General features: G+C 61.8%; 21 protein-coding genes. 11 read left to right on the top strand and 10 right to left on the bottom strand.

The features are described from left to right. The first annotated feature begins 89 nt into the window (after window positions 1-89). On the top strand, window positions 90-1265 hold the full coding sequence (nhaA, locus tag OZ428_RS08375; protein WP_269133100.1) for a Na+/H+ antiporter NhaA: 1176 nt from the start codon (window positions 90-92) through the stop codon (window positions 1263-1265). A 418-nt stretch (window positions 1266-1683) separates the two neighbouring features. Here the strand turns inward: nhaA and OZ428_RS08370 are convergent, their stop codons facing one another. From OZ428_RS08370 to dinG, 6 genes are all read right to left on the bottom strand, one after another. Continuing rightward, a complete protein-coding gene (locus OZ428_RS08370) occupies window positions 1684-2148 on the bottom strand; it encodes a glycine zipper 2TM domain-containing protein (RefSeq protein WP_003189251.1) in 465 nt (154 codons plus the stop codon). A 269-nt stretch (window positions 2149-2417) separates the two neighbouring features. Continuing rightward, window positions 2418-3065: a pyridoxamine 5'-phosphate oxidase gene (gene pdxH / locus OZ428_RS08365; protein WP_061435584.1), complete on the bottom strand. Its 648-nt coding sequence runs from the start codon at window positions 3063-3065 to the stop codon at window positions 2418-2420. A 27-nt stretch (window positions 3066-3092) separates the two neighbouring features. Continuing rightward, window positions 3093-4244: an OmpA family protein gene (locus OZ428_RS08360; RefSeq protein ID WP_269133099.1), complete on the bottom strand. Its 1152-nt coding sequence runs from the start codon at window positions 4242-4244 to the stop codon at window positions 3093-3095. A gap of 143 nt (window positions 4245-4387) precedes the next feature. Next, window positions 4388-5533 carry a serine hydrolase domain-containing protein gene (locus tag OZ428_RS08355; RefSeq protein ID WP_269133098.1) on the bottom strand — a complete coding sequence of 382 codons (1146 nt, stop codon included), beginning with the start codon at window positions 5531-5533 and terminating at the stop codon, window positions 4388-4390. 82 nt (window positions 5534-5615) lie between these two features. After that, entirely contained in the window at window positions 5616-7913 is a 2298-nt protein-coding gene (locus tag OZ428_RS08350; protein WP_269133097.1) for a beta-galactosidase, read from the bottom strand. An 89-nt stretch (window positions 7914-8002) separates the two neighbouring features. Next, window positions 8003-10147, bottom strand: coding sequence for an ATP-dependent DNA helicase DinG (dinG, locus tag OZ428_RS08345; RefSeq protein ID WP_038849724.1), 2145 nt, complete (start codon window positions 10145-10147; stop codon window positions 8003-8005). A gap of 99 nt (window positions 10148-10246) precedes the next feature. On the opposite strand from dinG, the gene OZ428_RS08340 reads away from it, so the two are divergent. Beyond that, a complete protein-coding gene (locus tag OZ428_RS08340; protein ID WP_038849723.1) occupies window positions 10247-10711 on the top strand; it encodes a CopD family protein in 465 nt (154 codons plus the stop codon). 57 nt (window positions 10712-10768) lie between these two features. On the opposite strand, the gene OZ428_RS08335 is transcribed toward OZ428_RS08340, so the two are convergent. Both OZ428_RS08335 and OZ428_RS08330 read right to left on the bottom strand, forming a co-directional pair. Continuing rightward, window positions 10769-11527, bottom strand: a complete 759-nt coding sequence (locus tag OZ428_RS08335) for a hypothetical protein (protein WP_061435578.1) — start codon at window positions 11525-11527, stop codon at window positions 10769-10771. Window positions 11528-11687: 160 nt separating this feature from the next. Continuing rightward, window positions 11688-12383, bottom strand: a complete 696-nt coding sequence (locus OZ428_RS08330; RefSeq protein ID WP_033902754.1) for an OmpA family protein — start codon at window positions 12381-12383, stop codon at window positions 11688-11690. A gap of 190 nt (window positions 12384-12573) precedes the next feature. Here OZ428_RS08330 and OZ428_RS08325 point away from each other — a divergent pair, with 190 nt between their 5' ends. The 4 genes from OZ428_RS08325 to OZ428_RS08310 are packed head-to-tail and all read left to right on the top strand — an operon-like array spanning window position 12574 to window position 14245. Next, window positions 12574-13071: a DUF6231 family protein gene (locus tag OZ428_RS08325; RefSeq protein ID WP_269133095.1), complete on the top strand. Its 498-nt coding sequence runs from the start codon at window positions 12574-12576 to the stop codon at window positions 13069-13071. A gap of 4 nt (window positions 13072-13075) precedes the next feature. Beyond that, window positions 13076-13546, top strand: coding sequence for a YchJ family protein (locus tag OZ428_RS08320; protein ID WP_033902756.1), 471 nt, complete (start codon window positions 13076-13078; stop codon window positions 13544-13546). Window positions 13547-13565: 19 nt separating this feature from the next. After that, the gene (locus OZ428_RS08315) at window positions 13566-14048 is read left to right on the top strand and encodes an LEA type 2 family protein (protein ID WP_016975046.1); all 483 of its coding nucleotides are present in this window, start codon (window positions 13566-13568) and stop codon (window positions 14046-14048) included. After that, window positions 14045-14245, top strand: a complete 201-nt coding sequence (locus OZ428_RS08310; protein ID WP_003189235.1) for an SEC-C metal-binding domain-containing protein — start codon at window positions 14045-14047, stop codon at window positions 14243-14245. Before OZ428_RS08315 ends, OZ428_RS08310 begins: the two co-directional genes overlap by 4 nt. A 24-nt stretch (window positions 14246-14269) precedes the next feature. On the opposite strand, the gene OZ428_RS08305 is transcribed toward OZ428_RS08310, so the two are convergent. Beyond that, entirely contained in the window at window positions 14270-15664 is a 1395-nt protein-coding gene (locus tag OZ428_RS08305; RefSeq protein ID WP_269133094.1) for an ATP-binding protein, read from the bottom strand. Continuing rightward, window positions 15661-16371, bottom strand: coding sequence for a response regulator (locus tag OZ428_RS08300; RefSeq protein ID WP_269133093.1), 711 nt, complete (start codon window positions 16369-16371; stop codon window positions 15661-15663). Before OZ428_RS08300 ends, OZ428_RS08305 begins: the two co-directional genes overlap by 4 nt. 198 nt (window positions 16372-16569) lie before the next feature. Here OZ428_RS08300 and OZ428_RS08295 point away from each other — a divergent pair, with 198 nt between their 5' ends. From OZ428_RS08295 to OZ428_RS08275, 5 genes are read left to right on the top strand one after another with little or no spacing between them, the layout of a single operon-like run. Continuing rightward, on the top strand, window positions 16570-18951 hold the full coding sequence (locus OZ428_RS08295) for a TonB-dependent receptor (RefSeq protein WP_269133092.1): 2382 nt from the start codon (window positions 16570-16572) through the stop codon (window positions 18949-18951). Between the two features lie 3 nt (window positions 18952-18954). Then, window positions 18955-19635, top strand: coding sequence for a Fe2+-dependent dioxygenase (locus OZ428_RS08290; RefSeq protein WP_269133091.1), 681 nt, complete (start codon window positions 18955-18957; stop codon window positions 19633-19635). 28 nt (window positions 19636-19663) lie between these two features. Then, a complete protein-coding gene (locus OZ428_RS08285; RefSeq protein ID WP_269133090.1) occupies window positions 19664-20776 on the top strand; it encodes an ABC transporter substrate-binding protein in 1113 nt (370 codons plus the stop codon). Then, on the top strand, window positions 20773-21831 hold the full coding sequence (locus OZ428_RS08280; RefSeq protein WP_033902762.1) for a FecCD family ABC transporter permease: 1059 nt from the start codon (window positions 20773-20775) through the stop codon (window positions 21829-21831). The genes OZ428_RS08285 and OZ428_RS08280 overlap by 4 nt, the downstream gene beginning before the upstream one ends. Further along, entirely contained in the window at window positions 21828-22613 is a 786-nt protein-coding gene (locus tag OZ428_RS08275; RefSeq protein WP_269133089.1) for an ABC transporter ATP-binding protein, read from the top strand. The genes OZ428_RS08280 and OZ428_RS08275 overlap by 4 nt, the downstream gene beginning before the upstream one ends. Window positions 22614-22615 lie beyond the last annotated feature (2 nt).

Raw genomic sequence — 22615 nt, 5'->3', positions numbered from 1 at the left:
TATAACAAATAAGAATATAACTTTTGTTTTAACAACTAACGGTACGGGTTAGGGTACCCACCTATTGAATCTGGATTGGAGAGCATCCCTTGCCTCTGCGTAGCACTTTTACCCGTTTCTTCCAGCTGGAAGCCGCCAGCGGTCTGTTGTTGATCGCGGCTGCCGCCTTGGCGTTGATCATCAACAATTCACCTTTGTCGCACTTGTACGAGGCGTTTCTCGACGTACCGGTGGTGGCACAGATCGGCGCGTTGAAGATCGCCAAGCCGGCCTTGCTGTGGATCAACGACGGCCTGATGGCCCTGTTCTTCCTGCTGATCGGCCTGGAGGTCAAGCGTGAACTGCTCGACGGCCACCTGTCCAAGCCCTCGCAAGTGGTGCTGCCCGGCGCGGCGGCAATTGGCGGCATGGTCGTGCCGGCGCTGATCTACTGGGCGATCAACAAGGATTACCCCGCCGCACTCTCCGGCTGGGCGATCCCCATGGCCACCGACATTGCCTTCGCCCTCGGCGTGCTGGCCTTGCTCGGCAAGCGCGTGCCGGTGTCGCTGAAGCTGTTCCTGATGACCCTGGCGATCATTGACGACCTGGGCGCGATCATTGTGATTGCGGTGTTCTACTCCGCCGACCTGTCCGGCGCTGCCCTTGCAGGCGCGGGTGCGTGCTTGGTTGCCTTGATTGCGATGAACCGCCTGGGCGTCATCAAGCTTGGGCCTTACCTGATCATCGGACTGATCCTGTGGGTCTGCGTGCTCAAGAGCGGCGTGCATGCAACGCTGGCCGGCGTGACATTGGCCTTCTGCATCCCGATGCGTACCAAGAACGCCGAGCCCTCGCCGCTGCTCACGCTGGAACACGCCCTGCACCCGTGGGTGGCCTACGGCATCTTGCCGCTGTTTGCCTTCGCCAACGCCGGCGTATCCCTGACCGGCGTCAGCCTGGAAAGCTTCACCCACCACGTGCCCATGGGCATCGCCGCCGGTTTGTTGATCGGCAAGACCGTGGGTGTGTTTGGCCTCACCTGGCTGGCCATCAAGACCGGCCTCGCCGCCCTGCCCAGCGGCGCGAACTGGGGGCAGGTGTTTGGTGTGGCGATCCTCTGTGGGATCGGCTTTACCATGAGCCTGTTTGTTGGTTCGCTCGCGTTTGTGCCGGGTGCCAGTGAGTTTGCAGGTGAGGACCGAATGGGGATTTTGACCGGATCGATTCTGGCAGCGTGTATTGGTTATGCGGTGACGGCGATGGCGAGTCGTAAGAAGGCCTGACTCGCCACAATCACTGTGGCGAGGGAGCTTGCTCCCGTTGGGGCGCGAAGCGGCCCCTCTCAGGGCAACGACTCCACTTCATGATCTGGGCAAGCGATTTGGGGCCGCTGCGCAGCCCAACGGGAGCAAGCTCCCTCGCCACAGGTCGTGCAAACTTCGACATACTCGGCCCCCTTACGTTGGGCCTACCTCCAGCACACTTACCGGAACACATGGCCTTTGGATGCAGGTCAATGCATCTTTGAGTCACATCCCCAGCCGTTAGTTGGGTATGCAATAAAAAACCGCCCTACTAAGGCGGTTTTTTATTGCCTGCGTTTTTGCATTTAACCCGGCCGCCACCTAAAAATGCCCGCCCAGAAAACCAAAAACCCCAACCAGTCACCCGGTTGGGGTTTTGTGTTTTTACAACCCGCGCTTAGCGAGTAACACGGCTGGTGCCATCAACGGTCATGATGCGCACGCGGTCACCAATGCGGAAGATTTCATTCTCCTGCACAGCCTGCACGTAGGCGCGCATGCTGCCGTCGTCTTCGCGAACGGTGATTTCCACACCTTGAGTGCGGGTCAGCCCTTCTTCGGTGGCCGAACCCAACAGGCCGCCAGCAACAGCACCGATCACGGCAGTCACGATGCTGCCGCGGCCACCGCCGATGGCGCTGCCGCCAACACCGCCGATGACTGCGCCGGCAGCGCCGCCGATTGGGGTCTTGGTGCCTTCGATCTTCACAGGACGCAGGGATTCGATGGTGCCCATGCGCACGGTCTGTACACGACGCGCTTCGTCACGGGAGTACGAGTCGCCGGTCAGACTCGAGGCGCAGCCACCCAGCAGCAACGACAGGGTGGTAAAGCAGGCAACCAGTAAAACGGACTTACGCATAGCATCAACTCCAAAGGACAGGTGGTCATTAAACGCTGCAGCTTGCCGCCTGTCACGGCAAGCACCACAGAAAATTGCTTTCATTCAGCCTGAGTACAGACTGACCGCACCAGAAAAATCGACGAACGGTAGCGTACCCTTCAAGGACTACTTTGATTGTAGTCGCGACAGTCGCCAGGAACACCACACAGCACTACACGCCCGAAGCCTCTGGTATAGAGACTTCAGGGTGACGGGCAACATTCAGGTGAAGTGACGAAAGGTGCAGCTCAGGGCGCCAAGCGCTCGCGGGTCCAATCGGCCCCTTGCAGGCGATAGTTCAGGCGGTCGTGCAAGCGGCTGGCACGACCTTGCCAGAACTCGATGCGCTCCGGCAGCAAGCGATAGCCACCCCAATGCTCGGGGCAGTCGGGCTGGGTGTCGCTGAAACGCTGTTCGGTGGCCTTGAGCAGGTCGTGCAGTTCCTCGCGGTCACGAATGACCTGGCTCTGCGGAGACGCCCAGGCGCCCAGGCGGCTGCCCAGCGGGCGGACCTGATAATAAGCGTCCGACTCTTGAGCCGTGACCTTGACCACCCGCCCCTCGATGCGCACTTGCCGCTCCAGGGTCGGCCAGAAGAAGGTCATGGCCGCGAACGGCCGCGCCGCAAGCTGCTGGCCCTTGGCACTCTGATAGTTGGTGAAGAAGGTAAAGCCCTGCGCGTCCAGGCCCTTGAGCAACAGGATGCGGCAGTGCGGGCGACCGTCCTGGTCGACCGTGGCCAAGGTCATGGCATTGGCTTCCACCGGTGGCTGCTCGGTTTTCACCGCGTCGGCAAACCACTGGTGGAACAAGGCAAACGGCTCGCTCGGGGCCTGGGCCTCGCTCAAACCATCCCGTGTGTAGTCACGGCGCATATCGGCCAATGCCTGGGTCATGCGGCTTTATCCTTCTGGTTCAGCGGATCAGTTTTTCGCCTGGTCGTTGGCAGCCGGTGCAGCTTTTTTGGCAGCAGGCTTGGCTGGCGCTTTTTTAGCGGCGGGCTTGGCGGCGGCTTTCTTGGCGGCCGGGGCTTTTTTCGCTGCGGTTTTCTTCGCAGCAGGTGCTGCTACTGGCGCTGGAGCGGCCTGCACAGCAACCATTTCAGCGACAGGCGGGGTTTTGCCCGATTGATACTTGCTCAGCAGCGCCAACATGGTGGTGCGCTGGGTGAACATGATCTCCATGCGACGGTTCAGCGCACGGCCCTGAGTGCTGTCGTTGGCGGCACGTGGCATCAGGTCGCCCATGCCACGCAGCATCAGGCGGTCTTGTTTCAGACCGCTGAGGCTGAAGATCGACGCGATGGATTGTGCGCGTTCCTTGGACAACGCCTGGCTGGCCGGGGCGGTGCCGGTGGCATCAACGTGGCCCAGCACCAGTACGGCGGTCTTCGGATCGGCTTCAACGGCCTTGGCAACACGGGTAAACGGACCGAGAGTGACCGGCAGCAACATGGCTGGGCGTTTCGGGTTGTAGGAACCGTCTACCGGGGCGATCACGACGAGCACATTGTCGCGACGTTCCAGTTGCAGGTTGCTGTCCTTGATGGCGGCGCGCAGGCGCGGCTCATAGTCATCCAGCCAGGCCTGGGTGATTTTTGGATCCGGCATCGGCACGTTGGTCACGTCGACCTTGGCCAATGGCTTGGGTTTGCTTTCGAACGGCCACCACCATTTGGTTTCGGTGTCGTTCTTGGCGACAGCTGGGGCGGCGTCAGGGGCTGGCTCGGCGGCCTTGAGGTCGCCTTTCAGGTCGGCCTTGGCATCGGCGGCCTTTTCGTCGGCGCTCTTGGACGAGAACGGCCACCAGCTGGAGCCGGTGTCAGCCTTGGCAGCTGGAGCGGGAGCGGCAGCAGCAGCAGCAGCTACCGGGGCGGCAGGCTTGGCGCCGGCAGCGGGCTTGGCGTCCGGTTTAGCGTCCGGCTTGGCATCGGTTTGGGTCACTGCATCCTTGGTCGCAGCCTTATCAGATCCAAATGACCACCAATGCCCGCCCTCGGCATCATTTTGTGGAGTTTGTGCGCAGCCGGTAATAGTGAGGCATAGCGCCAGTGCCAAGGACTTGTTCGATAACATGAGATATCCACAAAATGAGAAAAGAAACGGGGGTCTGGATGACCCGTTAAACAGACGCTTACAGAACATTAAAGTTACATCGTTTCGTTCAGCGCCTTCTTATAGTTGCCTTTGTAACAAAAAAACGTGAAACAGCAAGGGGTTTACAGACAACCGGCCAATATTCCGACCAACTTCTGTGCCCGCGGGTCCATAAGTACATAAGGCCCCAATGTATTAGTCACAAAACCAAACGCTACATCATGCTCTGGGTCGGCAAACCCGACCGAGCCGCCCGCCCCAGGATGCCCGAATGCACGCGGGCCAAGGCCGAAGGTGGCGTTGGGCAGCTGCGGCTGGTCCAACATGCAGCCCAGGCCAAAACGGGTTTGTGTCAATAATGTTTTATCCGGCCCGATACTGTGTTCGCGAGTCAATTGTTCGAGCATGTCGGCTTCGAGCAAACTACCGTCCAATAAGCCGCTATAAAAGCCCGCCAGGCTGCGTGCATTACCGTGACCATTTGCCGCCGGCTGCTGCATACGGCGCCATTCAGGTTTGTTAGTGCTGGTCAGAATAGACGGTGGATTAGCAAATGCACGGGTCGTCATGGCCGTGGGTTCACGCATCATTACTTGCAGTAAACGTTGTGCGGCTTCATCGCCCATATTGCCTTTGCTACGCGCTATATGTGCCACGCGATAAAACTCTTCATCCGCCAGGCCCACATGGAAGTCCAGCCCCAGTGGCCGCGCAACCCGCGCCACGATGGATTCTCCCGGCCCACGTCCATCGGCACGACGCAGCAACTCACCCACCAGCCAGCCGTAGGTGATCGCCTCGTAGCCGTGGCCTTGGCCAGGTGTCCACCACGGGGCTTCGGCCGCGAGGGTATCGACCATCAGTTGCCAGTCGTACAAAGCCTCGGTCGGCAGCATTTCGCGGATTGCCGGCAACCCGGCCTGGTGGCAGAGCAACTGGCGCAGGGTGATGGATTCTTTGCCCGCTGCCGCAAATTCAGGCCAATAGTTGGCGACCGGTGCGTCCAGTTGCAACTTGCCTTCGGCCACCAATTGCAGGGCCGTCACGGCGGTGAAGGTCTTGGTGCAGGAGAACAGGTTGACGATGGTGTCACTGTGCCAGGCCTCGGCACCGTCCTTGTCGGCGGTGCCGGCCCACAGGTCGACGACGGTTTCGCCGCCTATCTGGATACACAGCCCGGCACCACGCTCCTGCGGGTCATCGAACAACGCGGCAAAGGCTTCCCGTACCGCTTCGAACTGGAGTTCGTAATGACCCTGGATCTGCACCTGAACACCCTCGGACAACACAGCAAAAAGTGGCCGACATTGTTCCAGTACTGGTGGGTTTTGTGAACCCGTCAGCCCTCAATCAATGACCATTCCCTGAGTGCCCGCCCGCATGCCCGGCGCCCTGCCCCGGGCCTTTGCCTTCGTGCCCGGCCCTGCCGCCTTCGCTTTCACGCACGGCGCCCGCCGCCTTGGCCTTTTCCGCTTCCTTGCCCAGTTGATCGACCGCCGCCAGGTTGCTTTTGCGCACGCTGTCGACAAAGCCCTGGAACGGCACATCGGTGATGCCCACCAGGCCAAAGTGGCCATTTTCGCCGTCCAGCAGACGCCCGGTTGCCGGCTGATCCAGGTATTGGAACCAGTGCACGCCGACAATCGACGGTTCAGCCATGGCCTGCTTGAGGAAGTTGCCGTACGCCACACCGCGATCCTCTTCCTTGGCCAACTGTGTCACGCCGCCCCAGAACGGGCCACGGTCAGCCGAGCCGAAGTTGAATTCGGTGATCAGCACTGGCTTGTCCAGCGCACGCAGGGCAGCGAAGTCATAACCGTCCTGCGGCTTGAGGGTGTACATGTTGAAGCTCAGCACATCGCAATACTGGGCGCAGGACGCCACGGCTTCCGGCGTGCTCACCGCGAAACGACCGCCCAGCAGCAGTTGGTTGGGCGCATGCCATTTCAGCGAGTCGGAAATGGTCTTGAAGTAAGCATCGGCGAAGGTCTTCTGGAAGTATTTGAAGTCCGCTTCGATTTCCGGGTGCTCAGGGTTGGGCATCGGCGGTTCGAAGCCTGGGTCTTCCATCAGCTCCCAGCCTTTCAATTCGATGCCCCAGGCTTTCGACAGGCCTTCTTCGTTGCGGTACTTGTCGCGCAGTTGCTTGAGGAACGCGCGCTTGGCCGGAACGTCAGTGGTCATGCGCAAGGTGCCGTAGGCCAAGGCATAGCGAGATTTCGGATCATCACCAGGGCCGGCCCAGGCCAACTCGTTGTCGGCAAAGAAACCGATCAACCATGGGTCATCACGGTGATCGCGAGCGGCGATAGCGACGGCGCGCTCGGTGGCCATGGCGAAACGCGGGTCGAACGGGTCGGGCATGCCGCCCCACCAGTCGGTGCCGGTGCTGATGCTGGTGTAGTCGCCGACGATCGACAGCGGCAAGGTGTAGGGCACGCGATCGGCACGGGCCAGGTCGTCGTCGCTCCAGTTGCCCACGGTGTTGAAACCCCAGGCTTGCAGGCGGTCGAGGGTGTGAGTGGTCCAGCGCTTCTGGTCAAACCCGTCACCGCCGTAGGTGCGTTGCAGGTTGGCGCCGTAGAAATCGTACCAGCGCCCGGCGCCAAAGCTGCGGCCTTCACCCGCACCGTTGCCGGTGCGGTTGTCGCCGCTGCCGTAATACTTGTCGAACGGTTCGCCAGCCTTGGGCAGTGCTGCGAACATCCATTCACGGCCGGACACGTAGGTCTGGTTGTTGTCCGGGGCCACGGTATTAACGCCCAGCGAATAGAACGGATGCCCCTCCGGCGTCACCAGGTACCAACGCCCGTCGCGCTTCTCGGTGCGGAAAAAGCCGCTGGCGTCGAAGGCCGGGCCTTTGTTCCAGCCGCCGTATTGGTCCAGCGCGGACTTATCCCGCGTGGCCAGCCAGCCCTGGAGCTGTTGTTGCTCCTTGGCGGCGGCAGCCTTGAGCTGTTCGTCGCTGCTGACCTTTTCCGGCCAGCGGGCACGGGTGGATTGACCATAGGCATCCACCAATTCGCTGTAGGCGGCCTTCAACACCGGCTCGCTGTCCTGCACGCCAAAGCGCTCCAGCAGGATGCTTTGGGCGGCGTTGGGCTTGATCATCGACAGCGTCACCGAGACCACCTGGCTACGGTCGATCTCGCCCGCGCTGCTGGCCAGCAAGACGCGCTGGCCGTCTACGGTGATCGGCATCGGCGGGCCGGCCTTCATGCCCTGGCTCAGCGGCGAGTTGGCCTGCAACGGGACCAGCAGGGTCTGGGCCGGGCCCGCCGGCAGGTCGATGCGACTGACCAGGGTACGGCCATCACTGCTCTGCACTTTCACGTAGAGCGTCAGCGCCCAATCCATCGCACTCTGGATGCGCAGGCTCATGGCCCCCGACTGAGACCAGTCCCAGGCGCCCGTCTGCGGGCTGAGCACCAGGCTGGGTTCGGCAGCCGGGTTGAAGGTGATGCGGCGCAGCACTTCACCTTCCGGGGTTTGTTCGGCGTTGTACTGCGGCAGGCTGGCGTCCTGGGTCGCCACCTTGACCACATCGGCAGGCCGGACGAAATTGAACAGGGTCTGTTGCCCGGCGGGCGCGGCCAGCAAGGGCGCGGCGAACAGCAGGGCAAAAAGGGCGGGCAGCGTGCGAATCATACGAGCAAGGTTCTCCCAGACGGCCGATGGATGGCCTGATGAAATACAGTGAGATAGACCACGAAGTGGGCGAATTCGCCCACGGTGGCTTAAGAAATTTCGCGCCTGAACGGCGGCAATGCATTAAGGATAGCCTTGCCATAGCGCTGGGTGACCAATCGGCGGTCGAGCAAGGTGATGGTGCCTCGGTCTTCTTCGGTACGCAGCAAGCGACCGCAGGCCTGGACCAGCTTCAAGGAAGCATCCGGCACCGAGATTTCCATGAACGGGTTACCACCCCGTGCTTCGATCCATTCGGCCAAGGCCGCCTCGACCGGATCATCCGGCACCGAGAACGGGATCTTGGCGATCACCACGTGCTCGCAGTAGGCGCCGGGCAGGTCGACACCTTCGGCGAAACTCGCCAGGCCGAACAATACGCTGGAATCCCCGCCATCCACCCGCGCCTTGTGCTTGTTCAGGGTTTCCTGCTTGGACAGGTTGCCCTGGATAAACACCTGCTTGCGCCAGTCGCGGTCGAGGCCGTCGAACACGTCCTGCATCTGTTTGCGCGACGAGAACAGCACCAGCGTTCCGCGTGAACCTTCTACCAGCTCCGGCAGGTCACGGATGATCGCAGCCGTGTGGGCGGCCGCATCCCGTGGGTCGGCCTTGAGGTCCGGCACTCGCAACACACCGGCGTCGGCGTGATGGAACGGACTCGGCACTACCGCAGTGACAGCCTTTTTCGGCAGGCCGGCACGCATGCGGAAGCGGTCGAAGGTGCCCAGGGCGGTCAGCGTGGCCGAGGTGACCAGGCAGCCGTAGGCCACGTTCCACAGGTTGCGGCGCAGCATTTCGGCGGCCAGGATCGGGCTGGCGTTGACCTCGATATCGAACAACGCACCGCTTTCCGACAGGGTCAGCCAGCGCGCCATGGGCGGGTTGTCTTCCGGGTCTTCCACGGTGAAGGCCGTCCACAACTCCCAGTTGCCCTGGGAACGGGACAACAGGCTGCCGAACAGCGGGTACCATTCCTCGGCCTGGTTGCTGGCGATGCCGATGTTGACCTCGCCGTCCATGCCCTCTTTGAGCAGGTCGGTGAGGCGAGTGAACAGATCGGTCAGGCGTGAGAATCCCTTCTTCAGCTCAATGCCCATTTCGCGCATGTGTTCGGGAATCAGACCGCCAACGAACCGATGGCGCGGCCGCTCACGGCCCTCGACGTCTTCGCCGGGTTTGAAATCCGCCACCTGCTCGCAGGCGCTGAACATGAATTGCTGCTGGGTCTTGATCTCCCGCGCCAGCTCCGGCACCTGTTCGATCAGCTTGCCCAGGTCGCCGGGCAGCGGGTGCTGGGCCAGCAACTTGGTGAGGTTCTTCGCGGTGGTTTCCAGCCAGTCGGCAGTGGAACGCAGGCGCGTGTAGTGGGCGAAATGGCCGATGGCCTTGTCGGGAAGGTGATGGCCTTCGTCGAAAACGTAGAGGGTGTCACGCGGGTCGGGCAGCACGGCGCCGCCGCCCAGGGCCAGGTCGGCCAGGACCATGTCGTGGTTGGTGACGATCACATCAACCTTGCCCATGCCTTCGCGGGCCTTGTAGAAAGCGCACTGACCGAAGTTGGGGCAATGGCGGTTGGTGCACTGGCTGTGGTCGGTGGTCAGGCGTGCCCAGTCGGCATCCTCCAGGGCAGTGGGCCAACTGTCGCGGTCGCCGTCCCATTTATTACCGGCGAGTTTCTCGATCATGCTGGTGAACAGCTTCTGGCTGACTTCATCCACCTCGATCTTGAAGCCTTCTTCTTCGAACAGTGACGCGGTGGCGGTTTGCGCGTGGCCTTCCTGTAGTAGTACGTCGAGCTTGGACAGGCACATGTAGCGCCCACGGCCCTTGGCCAGGGCGAAGGTAAAATTCAGGCCACTGTTGCGCATCAGGTCGGGCAGGTCTTTGTAGACGATCTGCTCTTGCAGGGCGACGGTGGCGGTGGCAATCACCAGGCGCTTGCCGGCGGCCTTGGCGGTGGGGATCGCAGCCAGGCTGTAGGCCACGGTCTTGCCGGTACCGGTGCCGGCCTCGACGGCCACGACCGCGGGCTCACCCTCGCGGCGACCTTCGTCGTCGGTGTCGATATCCCCGAGGACCTTGGCCACTTCGGCGATCATCAGGCGTTGGCCGTAGCGCGGTTTCAAGCTCTTGGCTTCGAGAAAACGCGAATAGGCGCCCTGGATCGTGGTTTTGAGTTCAGTGCTGATCATGGATAGTCGGGCGCAAAAAACGCTGGATAAATTTTCAGTGGTTCGGATCGGCGGCTATCATACCCCGCTAATGAATCCCGCGCAGAACGGAGTACCACAATGACCGCGTTTAGCCTCGCTTACACCCTGCATGTATTGGCCGCCCTGGTATGGGTCGGCGGTATGTTTTTCGCCTGGATGATCCTGCGCCCCGCCGCTGTGGCGGCACTTGAGGGTCCTGCCCGCCTCAGGTTGTGGGCGAATGTGTTTCAACGTTTTTTCGTGTGGGTGTGGGTCGCGGTGGCGATTTTGCCGATCAGCGGCATAGGCCTGCTGCAGTTGCGCTTCAACGGCTTTGAGACAGCACCGCGTTATGTGCAGGTGATGATGGGGTTGTATCTGGTGATGACGGCGTTGTTTATCCGTATCCAGGCGTTGAAATTCCCGGAATTGCGCACGGCGGTGGCGGCTGAGGATTGGCCGGCGGGGGCTGCGGTGCTGGGGCAGATTCGGCGGTTGGTGGGGATTAACTTGATCGTGGGGTTGGTGGTGGTGGCGATTGCTTCGGCTCGACCCATGTTCTAAGGGTGTTCTTTAGGGCCTCTTCGCGGGCAAGCCCGCGAAGACGTCAGCCCAAACGATTCACAGCCGCTGAATAGTCACAGTACCCGCAGGCCCAGCCGGCCCCGGCTGCCCTTCCAGCCCTGGGCGGCCCTTTTCGCCGCCATCAGCGCGATACACCAGGCAGCCTTTGGACTGGCCACCCTTGCCCGGCTTACCCGCCGTGCCGGCCAAACCGCCGGGACCACCGTCCACCCAGACCTTGATCTGCTGCGCCGGGAAGTCCTGCGGCAACTCGACCCGCACCTGCGCGCCGGACGCGCCAGGCAAGCCATCACCGCCGTTGTCACCATTGGCACCGCGACCGGCCGAACCCCAGGTGCAACCTGGGTCCACGCCATTGGCACCGTCCAGCCCGGCATAGCCTTGGGCACCGGCGCCGCCACGGGCGTCGACTGAAAGTTCTTCCGCTGACAGGGAGTTAATGCGCAAGGTCAGGTCACGCCCGGCCTTGGCCGGTTTTTCATGGGTGCCAGGCGCGCCGCGCGAGGTGATCTGGCTGCCGTGGTCCAACTGCGCATGGCGCACCTGCAATTGCAGCGCGGTGTTGCCGGGCACGATGGCGATGCGCGCGTCGCGACCCAGGTGCAGTTCATCCACCGTAACCTGACTGATGGTGGCAGGGATCAGCAAGGTGCCGTAATCCGCCACTTCCAAGCGTTCCAGTTGCAACACGCTGGTGCTGCTGGGCAGGCGCATCAACGAGTTGGTTTCCACACTGACGCTTTGAGCCAGGGCAACAGGGCTGACCAACAGGGCCAGCAGTAAAACCTTACGCATCGTGGAGCTCCCCTGAATTCTTTTAAAAAATATTTCTAGTTTTTCTTTGGACGCACAGTAACGACTTCCACAGGCGCTTTGCCAGTGAAGGATCAAAAAAGTTAATAAAGGGGGAGGATTGGCAGCGATGCCCCTGTGGATCCCACAGGGGCAAGGGCCGTCAGCGGTTGATCTGGATTTCCGTGCGACGGTTCAGGGCGCGGCCTTCAGCGGTTTTGTTGTCGGCTACCGGATGGCTTTCGCCCGCGCCGGTCACCGAGACAAAGTTACTGCGCGGTACACCCGCACCGATCAGGTACTCCGTGACCGAATGGGCGCGTTTTTCCGAAAGTTTCTGGTTGTAGGCGTCTTTGCCGACGCTGTCGGTGTGGCCACTGACCCGCAACTGGGCGCTCGGGGCTTCCTGTTTCAAGCGCGTGGCAATGGTATCGAGCTTGGTTTTGTCCGCCGCCGTCAGCTTGGCCGAGTCGAACTGGAAGTGCACATCGCGGATCACGATGGTTTCTTCCTTGACCACGACCACTTCTTCAACCACGGCCGGTGGCGGTGTCGGTGGGCAACCATTGGCATCCACCTGCACACCTTTTGGCGTGCCTGGGCACTTGTCACGGCTGTCCGGCACACCATCGCCGTCTTCGTCGCCATCGCCGTGCACCCAGCAATACGCACCCGCCATGCCGCCGATCAGCAGCGCACCTGCGCCGGCATAGGCCGAACTTTCCGTAGCACCGATCGCCGCACCGGTCACACCGCCAAGGGCGGCGCAGGTGGGCCAATCGGTTTTTTGCAAACCTGCGCAACCTGTCAATACTCCGGTTAGCAGAACCAAGGGTAGAGCTGTCCGCATGATGCTCATCTGATTTCTCCTGAGGGGATCGGCGGGGGCCGATGGGTGGAGTAAAGACCGCTCTTTTCATCTGCGCCACTGCGCCGCGCCCCTGTATTCATTGAGGATCGCCGCATTCATGGGACTTTTCTCGGCCGCCCGCTCTAGGCCCGCACGCTCAGCCGCGCTAGTCTCTAGGGTCCTGATGTGAGGATCTCTGATGATCGCCGGTATTTCTGCCCGTCCCCCCCAGCAAGCCTTGGCCGCCTTGCTCGACCTGCACCAGCCCAAACGCCTGTTGCTGTTGGGCGCCAGCCAGTTCCCGGCGCTGGAGGCTTTTCAACAAGCCCACCCGGATACCCAAGTGTCCGTCGCGCAGCCCGGCGCGTTGCCCACGGAGCTTGCCGCACAGCGGTTTGACCTGGCACTGGTGGTGGACTGCCTGGAGCACCTGTCAAAACCGCAAGGCCTGACCCTGCTCGGCGGCATCCGCAACCTGAATGCCAGCCGCATTGCGGTGCTGGTGGACCTGGCCGCCTGCGACTGGAAGGACACCGACTTCTTCTCCCTGGCCCTGCAGGCTGGCGAGCGCTTCCAGCGCGACGAGCAGGTTCTGACGCTGTTTACCTATGATCTGCTTGACTATAAACAGGTGCCGGACTGGCTCAACGCCCGCTTCTGGGCCAACCCGGAAAACTTCGGAAAGTATTGGTGGTAACCCGATGAGTACATCCATTTGCCCCTGCGGCAGTGGCAACCTGCTGGATGCCTGCTGCGGCCATTATCACGCTGGCCATCCGGCACCCTGCGCCACTGCGTTGATGCGCTCGCGCTACAGCGCCTATGTGCTAGGCCTGGTGGACTACCTGGTCGCCACCACCCTGCCCGCGCAACAGGCCGGTCTGGACCGTAACGCCATCGCCGCCTGGAGTGCCCAAAGCACCTGGCTTGGCCTTGAGGTGGAAAGCTCCGAGGTGTTCGGCGGCCAGCCGGAACATGCTTTCGTGACCTTCACCGCGCGCTGGCACGACAGCACCGGCGAACATAGCCACCGCGAGCAGTCTTCTTTCGTACAGAATGACGGGCGCTGGTACTTCATCGACCCGACAGTGGAAGTGAAGGCCGGGCGTAACGATGCCTGCCTGTGCGGCAGCGGGCAGAAATTCAAGAAGTGCTGTTCCAGCTACCTCTAAACCTCAAAGGATTAACGCCATGCTCCGGATGTACAGCTTGCTGCTGGCGTTGACCCTTGGCCTGACCGGCTGCGCGTCATGGTTCGAAGATGATTCCCCGCCGCCCCACGTGTCCCTGGTGAAAGTCGAAGTGGTGCGCGCCAAGTTGCTGGAGCAGAAATTCAAGCTGTACTTTCGCGTGGACAACCGCGATGACGCCGACCTGACCGTGCGCGGCCTGATCTACAAGGTCACCCTGGATGATTTTGTGCTGACCGAAGGCGAGTCCAATGAATGGCTCACCGTACCGCCGCGCAGTCATAAGTTTTTCCGGGTGTCGGTGCGCACCAACCTCTGGCCGCAGATCCGCGATGTGGTGCAGATGCTGAAAAATCCTGACCGGCCAGTGCCGTATCGCCTGGAAGGTGAGCTGAAAACCGGATTATTCATCGGTTATGACGTGCAGGTGAACCACAATGGCGAGATAATCCCCGGCGATTTTATTCCGGAGCGACATCGATGACTCAGCAACCCCATGTCCATGGTCCTGACTGCAACCACGATCACGATCACCATGATCACGACCACGGCCATGTCCACGGCCCGAACTGCGGCCACGCTCACCAGGAGCCAGTGCGCAACGCCTTGAAGGACGTGGGTCGCAATGATCCTTGCCCGTGCGGCAGCGAGAAGAAATTCAAGAAGTGCCACGGGGCGTAAGGCCCTGACCCCGGAGGAGCCCACTTACTGTGGTGAGCGGGCTCTCCACAAAAGCAACTCCACCTCAAGCCCCCCACCTTCGCGATTACGCAAACTCAACCGCCCGTCATGCGCCTTGGCGATGGTGTGAGCGATGCTCAACCCCAAGCCATACCCGCCGGTCTCGGCATTGCGTGAACCTTCCACGCGATAAAACGGCTCCATCACCTGGTCCAGCTGTTCTTGGGGAATCCCCGGCCCCCGGTCACTGATGACGATCTTCAAGCTCTCCACCTGGTCCTCGACCCGCACCACCACCTCACGGCCATAGCGCACCGCGTTTTCCAGCAGGTTCTGCACACACCGCTTGAGGCTACGGGCGTAACCCGGCAGTGGCTGTTTGGCCCGGCCTTCGATCACCACGTTTTCGCCCACATCTTGCAGATCGGCCTGCAAGCTTTGCAGCAAAGCGTTGATATCGATGTTCTGCCGTGCCTCGTTGATTTCGCCACTGCTGACAAAATCCAGGGTGCTGGAGACCATGTGCTCCATTTCTTCCAGATCGCTACGAAAACGCTCCTTGGTGCGGTTGTCTTCCAGCATTTCGGTGCGCAGGCGCAGGCGTGTGATCGGAGAACGCAGGTCGTGGGAAATAGCCGCAAGAAACCGCGTGCGCTCGGCGATATTGGCGATCAGCCGCTGTTGCATGGCATTGAACGCCTGGGCAGCACGGCGTACTTCGGTGGGGCCGTCCACCGATAACGGCGGACGCTGGATATCCCGCCCCAGGGCTTCGGCCGCCTTGGCCAACGCGTTGAGCGGGCGGATCGCCAGGCGCACCGCCACCAGCGCGATCAACACCAGCACCAGCACCCGCAGCAAATAAATGCGCATGACGTAATCGAACAGCAAGTCCAGCGGTGACGTGCTGGTCCAACCCTGTTCTTCGCTGGCATCCACCTGCAACCAGCGGCCGTCAGGCAGGCGCAGGTCAATCAGAAACTGCCCCACCACCGGTTTGGAACCGAGCAGGGTCGACAGCCCGGCGGTTTGCCCCTCGCCATCCACCAACGACAGGCGCAACAGGATCAGGGTCTGGGCGTAACCGGTTTTTTCCGACAATACCTTCTTGATCAACCGTTCGGTGGGCCGGTCGCTGTCGTGAAGCGTGCTGGGCGTATTACTGGCCTGGTCGCTGAGGGTCAGGCGGAAGGTCGGCGTGTCGAGCATCTTGATCAGCAGGTCCGCCTGTCGCGGGTCGCTGTGCACCAGGCGCACCACGTCCGCCAGGCGCGTGGCGATCAAGCGCGCCGGGATTTCCAGTACCTGCCCATGACGTCGGTCGTACCAGATGCTGCTGGTCAGCGCCTGCGCCGCGAGCATGCCACTGACCAAAATCAGCACCAGCCGCCCGAACAACGAACGCGGCAGCAGTCTCACGACTCCAGCGCCACGTCATCGGCGGTGAGCATGTAGCCTTCGTTGCGCACGGTCTTGATCAAATGGGCCGGCAGTTGCGAGCGCAGACGGCTGACGCACACGTCGATGGAGCGGTCGAACGGCGTGCTGTCCTTATCGAACACGTGGTTGAGCAAAAAGTCGCGGCTCAACGGGCGATTGGGGTGCTGCAACAACAGGCGCAACACGCGGTAATCCGAGTTACCCAGGCTGACCACCACCCCCTCCGGCGACAGTAACTGCCGCGCCCGCGTGTCGAGCTGCCAGCCGGCGAAACGGATGCTCGGCGCTTCATCCAGGCGCGCGCGGTCGGGAAAGCTCTGTACCCGGCGCAGCACCACCTTGATCCGCACCAGCAGTTCGCGTGGGTCGAACGGTTTGGGCAGGTAATCGTCGGCGCCGATTTCCAGGCCGACGATGCGATCGATCAACGAGCCTTTGGCCGTGAGCATCACCACCGGGATGTTGGAGTTCACCCGCAGTTCGCGGCACAGGCTCAGGCCGTCTTCGCCGGGCAGCATCAGGTCGAGGACGATCAAATCGATGACATTCAGCGCCAGACGACGGCGCATTTCCTTGCCGTCGGCGGCGGTGGACACCTGGAAGCCAGCGTCGCTCAAGTAGTCGCAGAGCAACTGGCGGATTTGCGGGTCGTCATCAACGATCAGCAGGTGGTCTTGCTTGGCCATGGGCAGTCAATCCGAAAAACAATGAAACGCAGCAAATAGCCGAAAGTTCAGCCAGCCGTGCAGGCAAATGTAATGGAATGTTGTAGGAAACCATAATCACGCATCAGCGATACAAACCTGGGGTATGGCAGGGGAAATCGCTCTTTAGACTACCGAACCTAAATGAGAGTAATTGTAATTTAGACTCGGAAGCCACTCATGTCATTGCCCACACCTCGCAGCCACACGCTGCACACTACTCTGGCGCCGATGTTCGGCCTGCTGGCTGCCGGCAGCGTCGTACCGGTTGCCTTGGCTGACGCGCCAACGGCCACGTCCAATGACTCGGTGCTGAGCCTGCCGGAAATCAAGGTCGATGGCGAAGCCACCTCCACCTTCAAGGTGGACCGGGTGACCTCGGCAAAAATCAGCCAACCGCTGCTGGACGCCCCGCAAAGCGTGACCATCGTGCCGCAGCAGGTGCTCAAGGAGCAGAACGCGCAGACCCTGCAGGAAGTGTTGCGCAACGTGCCGGGCATTACCTTCATGTCCGGCGAGGGCAACCTGGGCTGGGGCGACCTGTTTTCGATTCGCGGGTTTTCTTCCGAGCAGAGCCTGACCGTCGACGGCGTGCGCGATGCGGGCATGTCCACCCGTACCGACACCTTCAACCTGCAACAGGCGGAAGTGTTCAAGGGCACCGGCTCCATCGAATCCGGCGTGTCCGCCGTGGGTGGCAGCGTCAACCTGGTGAGTAAAGAAGCGCACCTGGGTGATGCGAACCGCGTCTCCGCCGGTATCGGCACCGATGCCTACCGCCGTCTCACCGCCGACCTGAATAAACAGATCAACGACACCACCGCCGTACGTATCAACCTGATGAAGCACTACAACCAGGTGGCCGAACGTGACGACGTGGACTACGACCGCTGGGGCATTGCCACCTCATTTGGCTTCGGCCTGGGTACTGACACGCGCTTCTTCATCGACACTTTCTATCAGAAAGACACCAACACCCCGGACGGCGGCGTGCCGATCCAGCGTGGGACGAATGGCGATCGCATGCCCGGCGTGAAGCGCTCCAACTGGTACGGCGACTCCAGCCTCTACACCCAAGAGAACAAAACCACTTCGCTCACCGCACGCTTCGAGCATGACTTCGACTGGAATGACGCCAACCTGCGCAACCAGACCCGTTGGGAACGCAGCGACAATTTTGCCGTGCTCTCCCCGGCGCGCTTCTTCGCCGCCAATGCCAACGGCCAGAAGACCTGCACCGGCACCCGCTGTGCGACCTTGGGCTACACCGGTGTAGGACCGATCAGCCAAGTGCAGGGCAGCACGGTGAATGCCTACACCGATTATGTAAATAACAGTAATACCGCCTACGGCATCCTGCGCGGCAGTGACTTCGGTTTGTCCAAGCGCTACACCATCCTCGACAACCAGACCGACTTCAATTTCAACCTCACCACCGGCAGCCTGCAACACGCCGTGGTCAGCGGCCTGGAGTTCTATCATGAGACCTACGGCGGCCTGAAACGCAACGCCAAGGTGCCGGCCGGCGACATGCTGTTCGACATGAACGACCCCAGCCACAGCTTCGCCAGCACTTACGTGACCAAAGGCGAAGGTGACCCGCGTTCGGTGATCGACAACGCCGGGATCTATTTGGGCGACACCATCACCCTCAACGATCAGTGGCAAGTGCTGGGCTCGTTGCGCTATGACAACTGGCGCGCACAAACCAGCCAGCGTGGCCAGGCCAGCATCAGCAGCACTGACGGTGCCGTCAGCGGTCGGGTTGGCGCGGTGTTCAAACCGCTGCCCAACGGCAGTATCTATGTGTCCTACAGCGAAGCGGCGCAGCCGTCGGCACTGGGCGCATCGACCAACAACCAGATCTACGGCGCGGCCAGCACCAGCAACTACAGCCCGGCCAAGTCCAAGACCTATGAACTGGGCACCAAGTGGGACATTGCCCACGACAGGCTCAACGTCACGGCGGCGATCTTCCGTACCGAACTGGACAATGCCTGGGAATACCAGGACGGCGAATCCGCCCCGGTACGTGCCTTGCCAGCCAAGCGTGTAGACGGCATCGAACTGGGCCTGCAAGGCAATATCACCCCGCGCTGGACCGCCTACAGCGGGTTCTCGGCACTCAAGAGCACCCAGACCAAAGGCATCAACAAAGGCGCCGAAGCCAAGAACGTCCCCGACCTGACCGCCAACCTGTGGACCACCTACGCCGTCACCGACGCCCTGAGCCTCAGCTACGGCGAGCAATACGTGGGCCGACGCCGCTACACCGACAACAAATACGTCGGCGGCTTGAACAACAACAGCAGCTACGCCAATGGCCCGTCCGGCGTGTACGCGATCTACACCCGCGACCACGAAAAAGCCCCCGGCTACTGGCTGAGCAACCTGGCCGCGCAATACAAGGTGAACAAGGACACCACGGTCAACCTCAACCTCAACAACGTGTTCAACAAGTTTTACTACAGCCAGGTCGGCGCGTCCCTCGACGGCTTCCAGCTCTACGGCATTCCAGGTGCCGGGCGCACCCTCACCGCCAGCGTCGACTATGAGTTCTGAACCGTGCTGATCGAAATCCCGGCGCTGCTCAGTGCCAGCGAAGTCGAAAACACCGTGGCCACCTTGCTCAATCAGCCTTGGGTTGACGGCAAGGCGACCGCCGGACAGCGCTCGGCCATGGCGAAAAACAACCGACAGTTATCGGAAGATTCGCCTGTGGCCCTGCGCATCGGTGAGCAGATTCTGGCGCGGCTGTCGGACAACGCGCTGTTCATGTCGGCCGCCCTGCCCAAGCGCATCTACCCGCCGCTGTTCAACCGCTACAGCGGCGGTGAAGCGTTCGACTGGCATATCGACAACGCCATTCGCGGCATCAAGGGCGTGCGCGAGCGGGTGCGCACCGACATCTCCGCCACGCTGTTCCTGGCCGAACCGGCCAGCTACGACGGCGGTGAACTGGTGATCCGCGACACCTTCGGCGAGCACGCAGTGAAGCTGCCCGCCGGCCACCTGCTGATCTACCCCGGCAGCAGCCTGCACAAGATCAACCCGGTGACCCGTGGTGAACGTATCGCGAGTTTCTTCTGGATCGAAAGCCTGGTGCGCGAAGACAGCCAGCGCCAGTTGCTCTTGGACATGGATGTGGCCATCCAGACCCTCACCGTCCAAGACGCCGACCACCACGCGCTGCTGCAACTGAGCGGCGCCTATCACAACCTGTTGCGGCGCTGGAGCGATGTCTGATGCGCCGCCTTCACCTGGAGTCCCTGCCATGTTGAAATCCCGTCACCTGCTCAAGCTGGGTGTGCTGTTCGGCGCCCTGGTCCTCGGCCACGCTGAAACCGCTGCCGCCCATGAAGTCACCGACGTGCTGGGCCGCAAGGTCGAAGTGGCTGACAACGTAAAACGCGTGGTCCTCGGTGAAGGCCGGTTGATTTCGGCGTTTGCCCTGCTGGACCGCGACGCGCCGTTCCAACGCATCGTCGGCTGGCAGAACGATTTGAAGCTGCTGGACCAGCACACCTATAACGCCTACGTGGCGAAATTTCCCACGGTGAAAGACATCCCATTGATCGGCCAAGCGTCGGAGCAAAGCGTCAGCGCCGAGGAAATCCTCTCGCTGAAACCTGACCTGGCGGTGTTCAGCATTTCCGGCCACGGTCCGACCGAACACAGTCCGGTCGCCGATGTGCTGGCCAAGGCGGGCATTCCGGTGCTGTTCGTCGACTTCCGTATCAATCCGGTGCAGGGCACTCACACCAGCATGACCGCGCTGGGCCAAGCATTGGGGCGTGAAGCCCAGGCCAAAGCGTTCCTGGGTTTCTATGACCAGCACATCAAGGTGATCACCGATGCGGTCGCCACCTTGCCGGCGGGGCCGCGCCCGAGTGTGTTCCTCGAACTGCTGGCCGGGGCCTGGCAAGCGCCGGGGCACACCACCGGCAAAAGCGGCATGGGTGAAGTGATCAAGCTGGTGGGCGGGCGCAACATCGCCGCCGACGTGGTGCCGGGGGCGCTGGGGGATATCAGTGTCGAATACGCGCTGAAAGCGGATCCGGATATTTATGTCGCCACCGGCAACCACAAGCCTGGGCTGATCCTGGGGGCTGGCGTCAGCAACGACGAGGCGCGTGAAGCCTTCGACCACGTGCTGGCGCGCCCGGAATTCGCCAACCTTCGCGCCATCCGCGAAGGCAATGCCCACGGCCTGTGGCATGACTTCTACAACTCGCCGTACAACCTGCTCGCGATTGAGTCGTTGGCCAAATGGGTGCACCCAGAACTGTTCGCCAAGCTGGATCCGCAGGCGACCATGGAGCAGATCAACGCGCAGTTCCTGGGAATGCCGTTGCAGGGTGCGTACTGGATCGATACCCCTAAATGACCACCCAGACCCTCGACCTCGCCAGCGCCACCCACGGCTACCGCCGCCTGCTGGCGCGGCGTACCTGGCTGCTAGGCCTGCTCGGTACCGCACTGGTTTGCGCCATTCTGGTGGACCTGGCCAGCGGCCCGTCGGGCATGGGCCTGCTAGCCTTGCTCGACGGTATCCTGCACCCGTCGCACCTGAGCGCCACCGACCAGGTGATCATCTGGAACGTGCGCCTGCCCTACGCACTGATGGCGGTGTTGGTGGGCTGCGCGTTGTCGCTGGCCGGGGCCGAGATGCAGGCGATCCTGAACAACCCGCTGGCCAGCCCGTTCACCCTGGGCGTGTCGTCGGCGGCAGCGTTGGGCGCGTCGCTGGTGATTGTGTTTCCGGTGACGACGCTGTGGGTGTCGGCCAACACGGCGATTTCCATCTCGGCCTTCATCTTCGCCGCTGCCTCGGTGTTTTTGCTGCAAGCCATGTCGCGCCTGCGGGGCGCCGGAGTGGAAAGCCTGGTGCTGTTCGGCATCGCCCTAGTGTTCAGCTGCAACGCGGTGGTGGCCTTGCTGCAACTGGTTGCCACCGAAGATGTGCTGCAACAACTGGTGTTCTGGACCCTGGGCAGCGTGACCCGGGCCAACTGGGACAAGCTCGGCATCCTGGCCCTGGTGGTGGCTGTCGTCATGCCGTTTTCCTTTGCCGCCGCACCGCGCCTGACCCTGTTGCGCATGGGTGAGGACCGCGCGCAAAGCTTTGGCGTGGATGTGAAGCGGCTGCGGTTTTTCTCACTGCTGCGCATCAGCCTGCTGTCGGCCACCGCCGTGGCCTTTGTAGGCACCATCGGATTTATCGGCCTGGTCGGTCCGCATATCGCGCGGATCCTGGTGGGCGAAGATCAACGTTTCCTATTGCCGGCCAGCGCTTTGACCGGCGCGTTGCTGCTGGCGCTGTCGTCGATTGCCAGCAAGTTGATCATGCCTGGTGTGATCGTGCCGGTGGGCATCGTCACCGCGTTGGTGGGCGTGCCGATTTTTGTGGTGCTGGTGTTCAAGCGCGGGAGGCAGTTATGAGTGAAGGGTTGAGCGTACACAACGCCCAGGTGAGTTACGGGCGCCGGCAGATCGTGCACGACCTGAGCCTACCCACCCTGCCCCATGGCAGTTTGACCGCGCTGATCGGCCCCAATGGCGCCGGCAAGTCCACCCTGTTGCGTGCCGTGGCCGGGCTGGAAAAGATGCAAGGCGTTGTACGATTGGGTGACCTCGACCTGTCGGCCATGTCCGTCGCCGAACGTGCGCGACGCGTGACCTACATGCCGCAGAACCTGCCGCCGGGCTTGAGCCTCAGTGTGATGGAAAGTGTGATCGCCGCCCTGCGCGTGGCGAATGTCGAGGGCATTCCCCTGTCCAGCGACGCCTGCCTGCGTGAAGCCTTCGACGCCTTGCAGCGCATTGGCATCGCGCATCTGGCCGATCAACTGTTAAGCACACTCTCCGGAGGCCAACGCCAACTGGTCAGCCTCGCGCAGCTCATCGCCCGTCGCCCCCAGGTGATGCTGCTGGACGAACCCACCAGCGCCCTCGATCTCAATTACCAGTTGAAGGTGATGGACTGCGTGCGCGGGCTGGTGCGCGAACACAACTTGATCGCCGTGGTGGTACTGCACGACATCAACCTGGCTGCGCGCTTCGCCGACCATATCGCCGTGCTGCGCCAGGGACGTTTGTACGCCAGCGGTGCGGCGGATGAGGTGCTCAACCCTTTGTTGTTTGCCGAGGTGTATCGCGTGCGGGCGCGCATCGAGCGCTGTTCGCAGCAGTCGTTGCAGGTGTTGGTGGAGAGCGCTTTTTGATT

Origin of the sequence: Pseudomonas sp. GXZC, from assembly GCF_026967615.1 — a bacterium.
GTDB lineage: Bacteria > Pseudomonadota > Gammaproteobacteria > Pseudomonadales > Pseudomonadaceae > Aquipseudomonas > Aquipseudomonas azotoformans_A.
This window is presented reverse-complemented; position numbering and strand designations above follow the sequence as displayed.

Bases quoted from the DNA above. Each gene is read 5' to 3' on its own strand.
- OZ428_RS08370 (WP_003189251.1), bottom strand. From the start codon at position 2,148: ATGCGTAAGTCCGTTTTACTGGTTGCCTGCTTTACCACCCTGTCGTTG.
- pdxH (WP_061435584.1), bottom strand. From the start codon at position 3,065: ATGACCCAGGCATTGGCCGATATGCGCCGTGACTACACACGGGATGGT.
- OZ428_RS08360 (WP_269133099.1), bottom strand. From the start codon at position 4,244: ATGTTATCGAACAAGTCCTTGGCACTGGCGCTATGCCTCACTATTACC.
- OZ428_RS08350 (WP_269133097.1), bottom strand. From the start codon at position 7,913: ATGATTCGCACGCTGCCCGCCCTTTTTGCCCTGCTGTTCGCCGCGCCC.
- dinG (WP_038849724.1), bottom strand. From the start codon at position 10,147: ATGATCAGCACTGAACTCAAAACCACGATCCAGGGCGCCTATTCGCGT.
- OZ428_RS08340 (WP_038849723.1), top strand. From the start codon at position 10,247: ATGACCGCGTTTAGCCTCGCTTACACCCTGCATGTATTGGCCGCCCTG.
- OZ428_RS08335 (WP_061435578.1), bottom strand. From the start codon at position 11,527: ATGCGTAAGGTTTTACTGCTGGCCCTGTTGGTCAGCCCTGTTGCCCTG.
- OZ428_RS08330 (WP_033902754.1), bottom strand. From the start codon at position 12,383: ATGAGCATCATGCGGACAGCTCTACCCTTGGTTCTGCTAACCGGAGTA.
- OZ428_RS08325 (WP_269133095.1), top strand. From the start codon at position 12,574: ATGATCGCCGGTATTTCTGCCCGTCCCCCCCAGCAAGCCTTGGCCGCC.
- OZ428_RS08320 (WP_033902756.1), top strand. From the start codon at position 13,076: ATGAGTACATCCATTTGCCCCTGCGGCAGTGGCAACCTGCTGGATGCC.
- OZ428_RS08315 (WP_016975046.1), top strand. From the start codon at position 13,566: ATGCTCCGGATGTACAGCTTGCTGCTGGCGTTGACCCTTGGCCTGACC.
- OZ428_RS08310 (WP_003189235.1), top strand. From the start codon at position 14,045: ATGACTCAGCAACCCCATGTCCATGGTCCTGACTGCAACCACGATCAC.
- OZ428_RS08300 (WP_269133093.1), bottom strand. From the start codon at position 16,371: ATGGCCAAGCAAGACCACCTGCTGATCGTTGATGACGACCCGCAAATC.
- OZ428_RS08295 (WP_269133092.1), top strand. From the start codon at position 16,570: ATGTCATTGCCCACACCTCGCAGCCACACGCTGCACACTACTCTGGCG.
- OZ428_RS08285 (WP_269133090.1), top strand. From the start codon at position 19,664: ATGTTGAAATCCCGTCACCTGCTCAAGCTGGGTGTGCTGTTCGGCGCC.
- OZ428_RS08280 (WP_033902762.1), top strand. From the start codon at position 20,773: ATGACCACCCAGACCCTCGACCTCGCCAGCGCCACCCACGGCTACCGC.
- OZ428_RS08275 (WP_269133089.1), top strand. From the start codon at position 21,828: ATGAGTGAAGGGTTGAGCGTACACAACGCCCAGGTGAGTTACGGGCGC.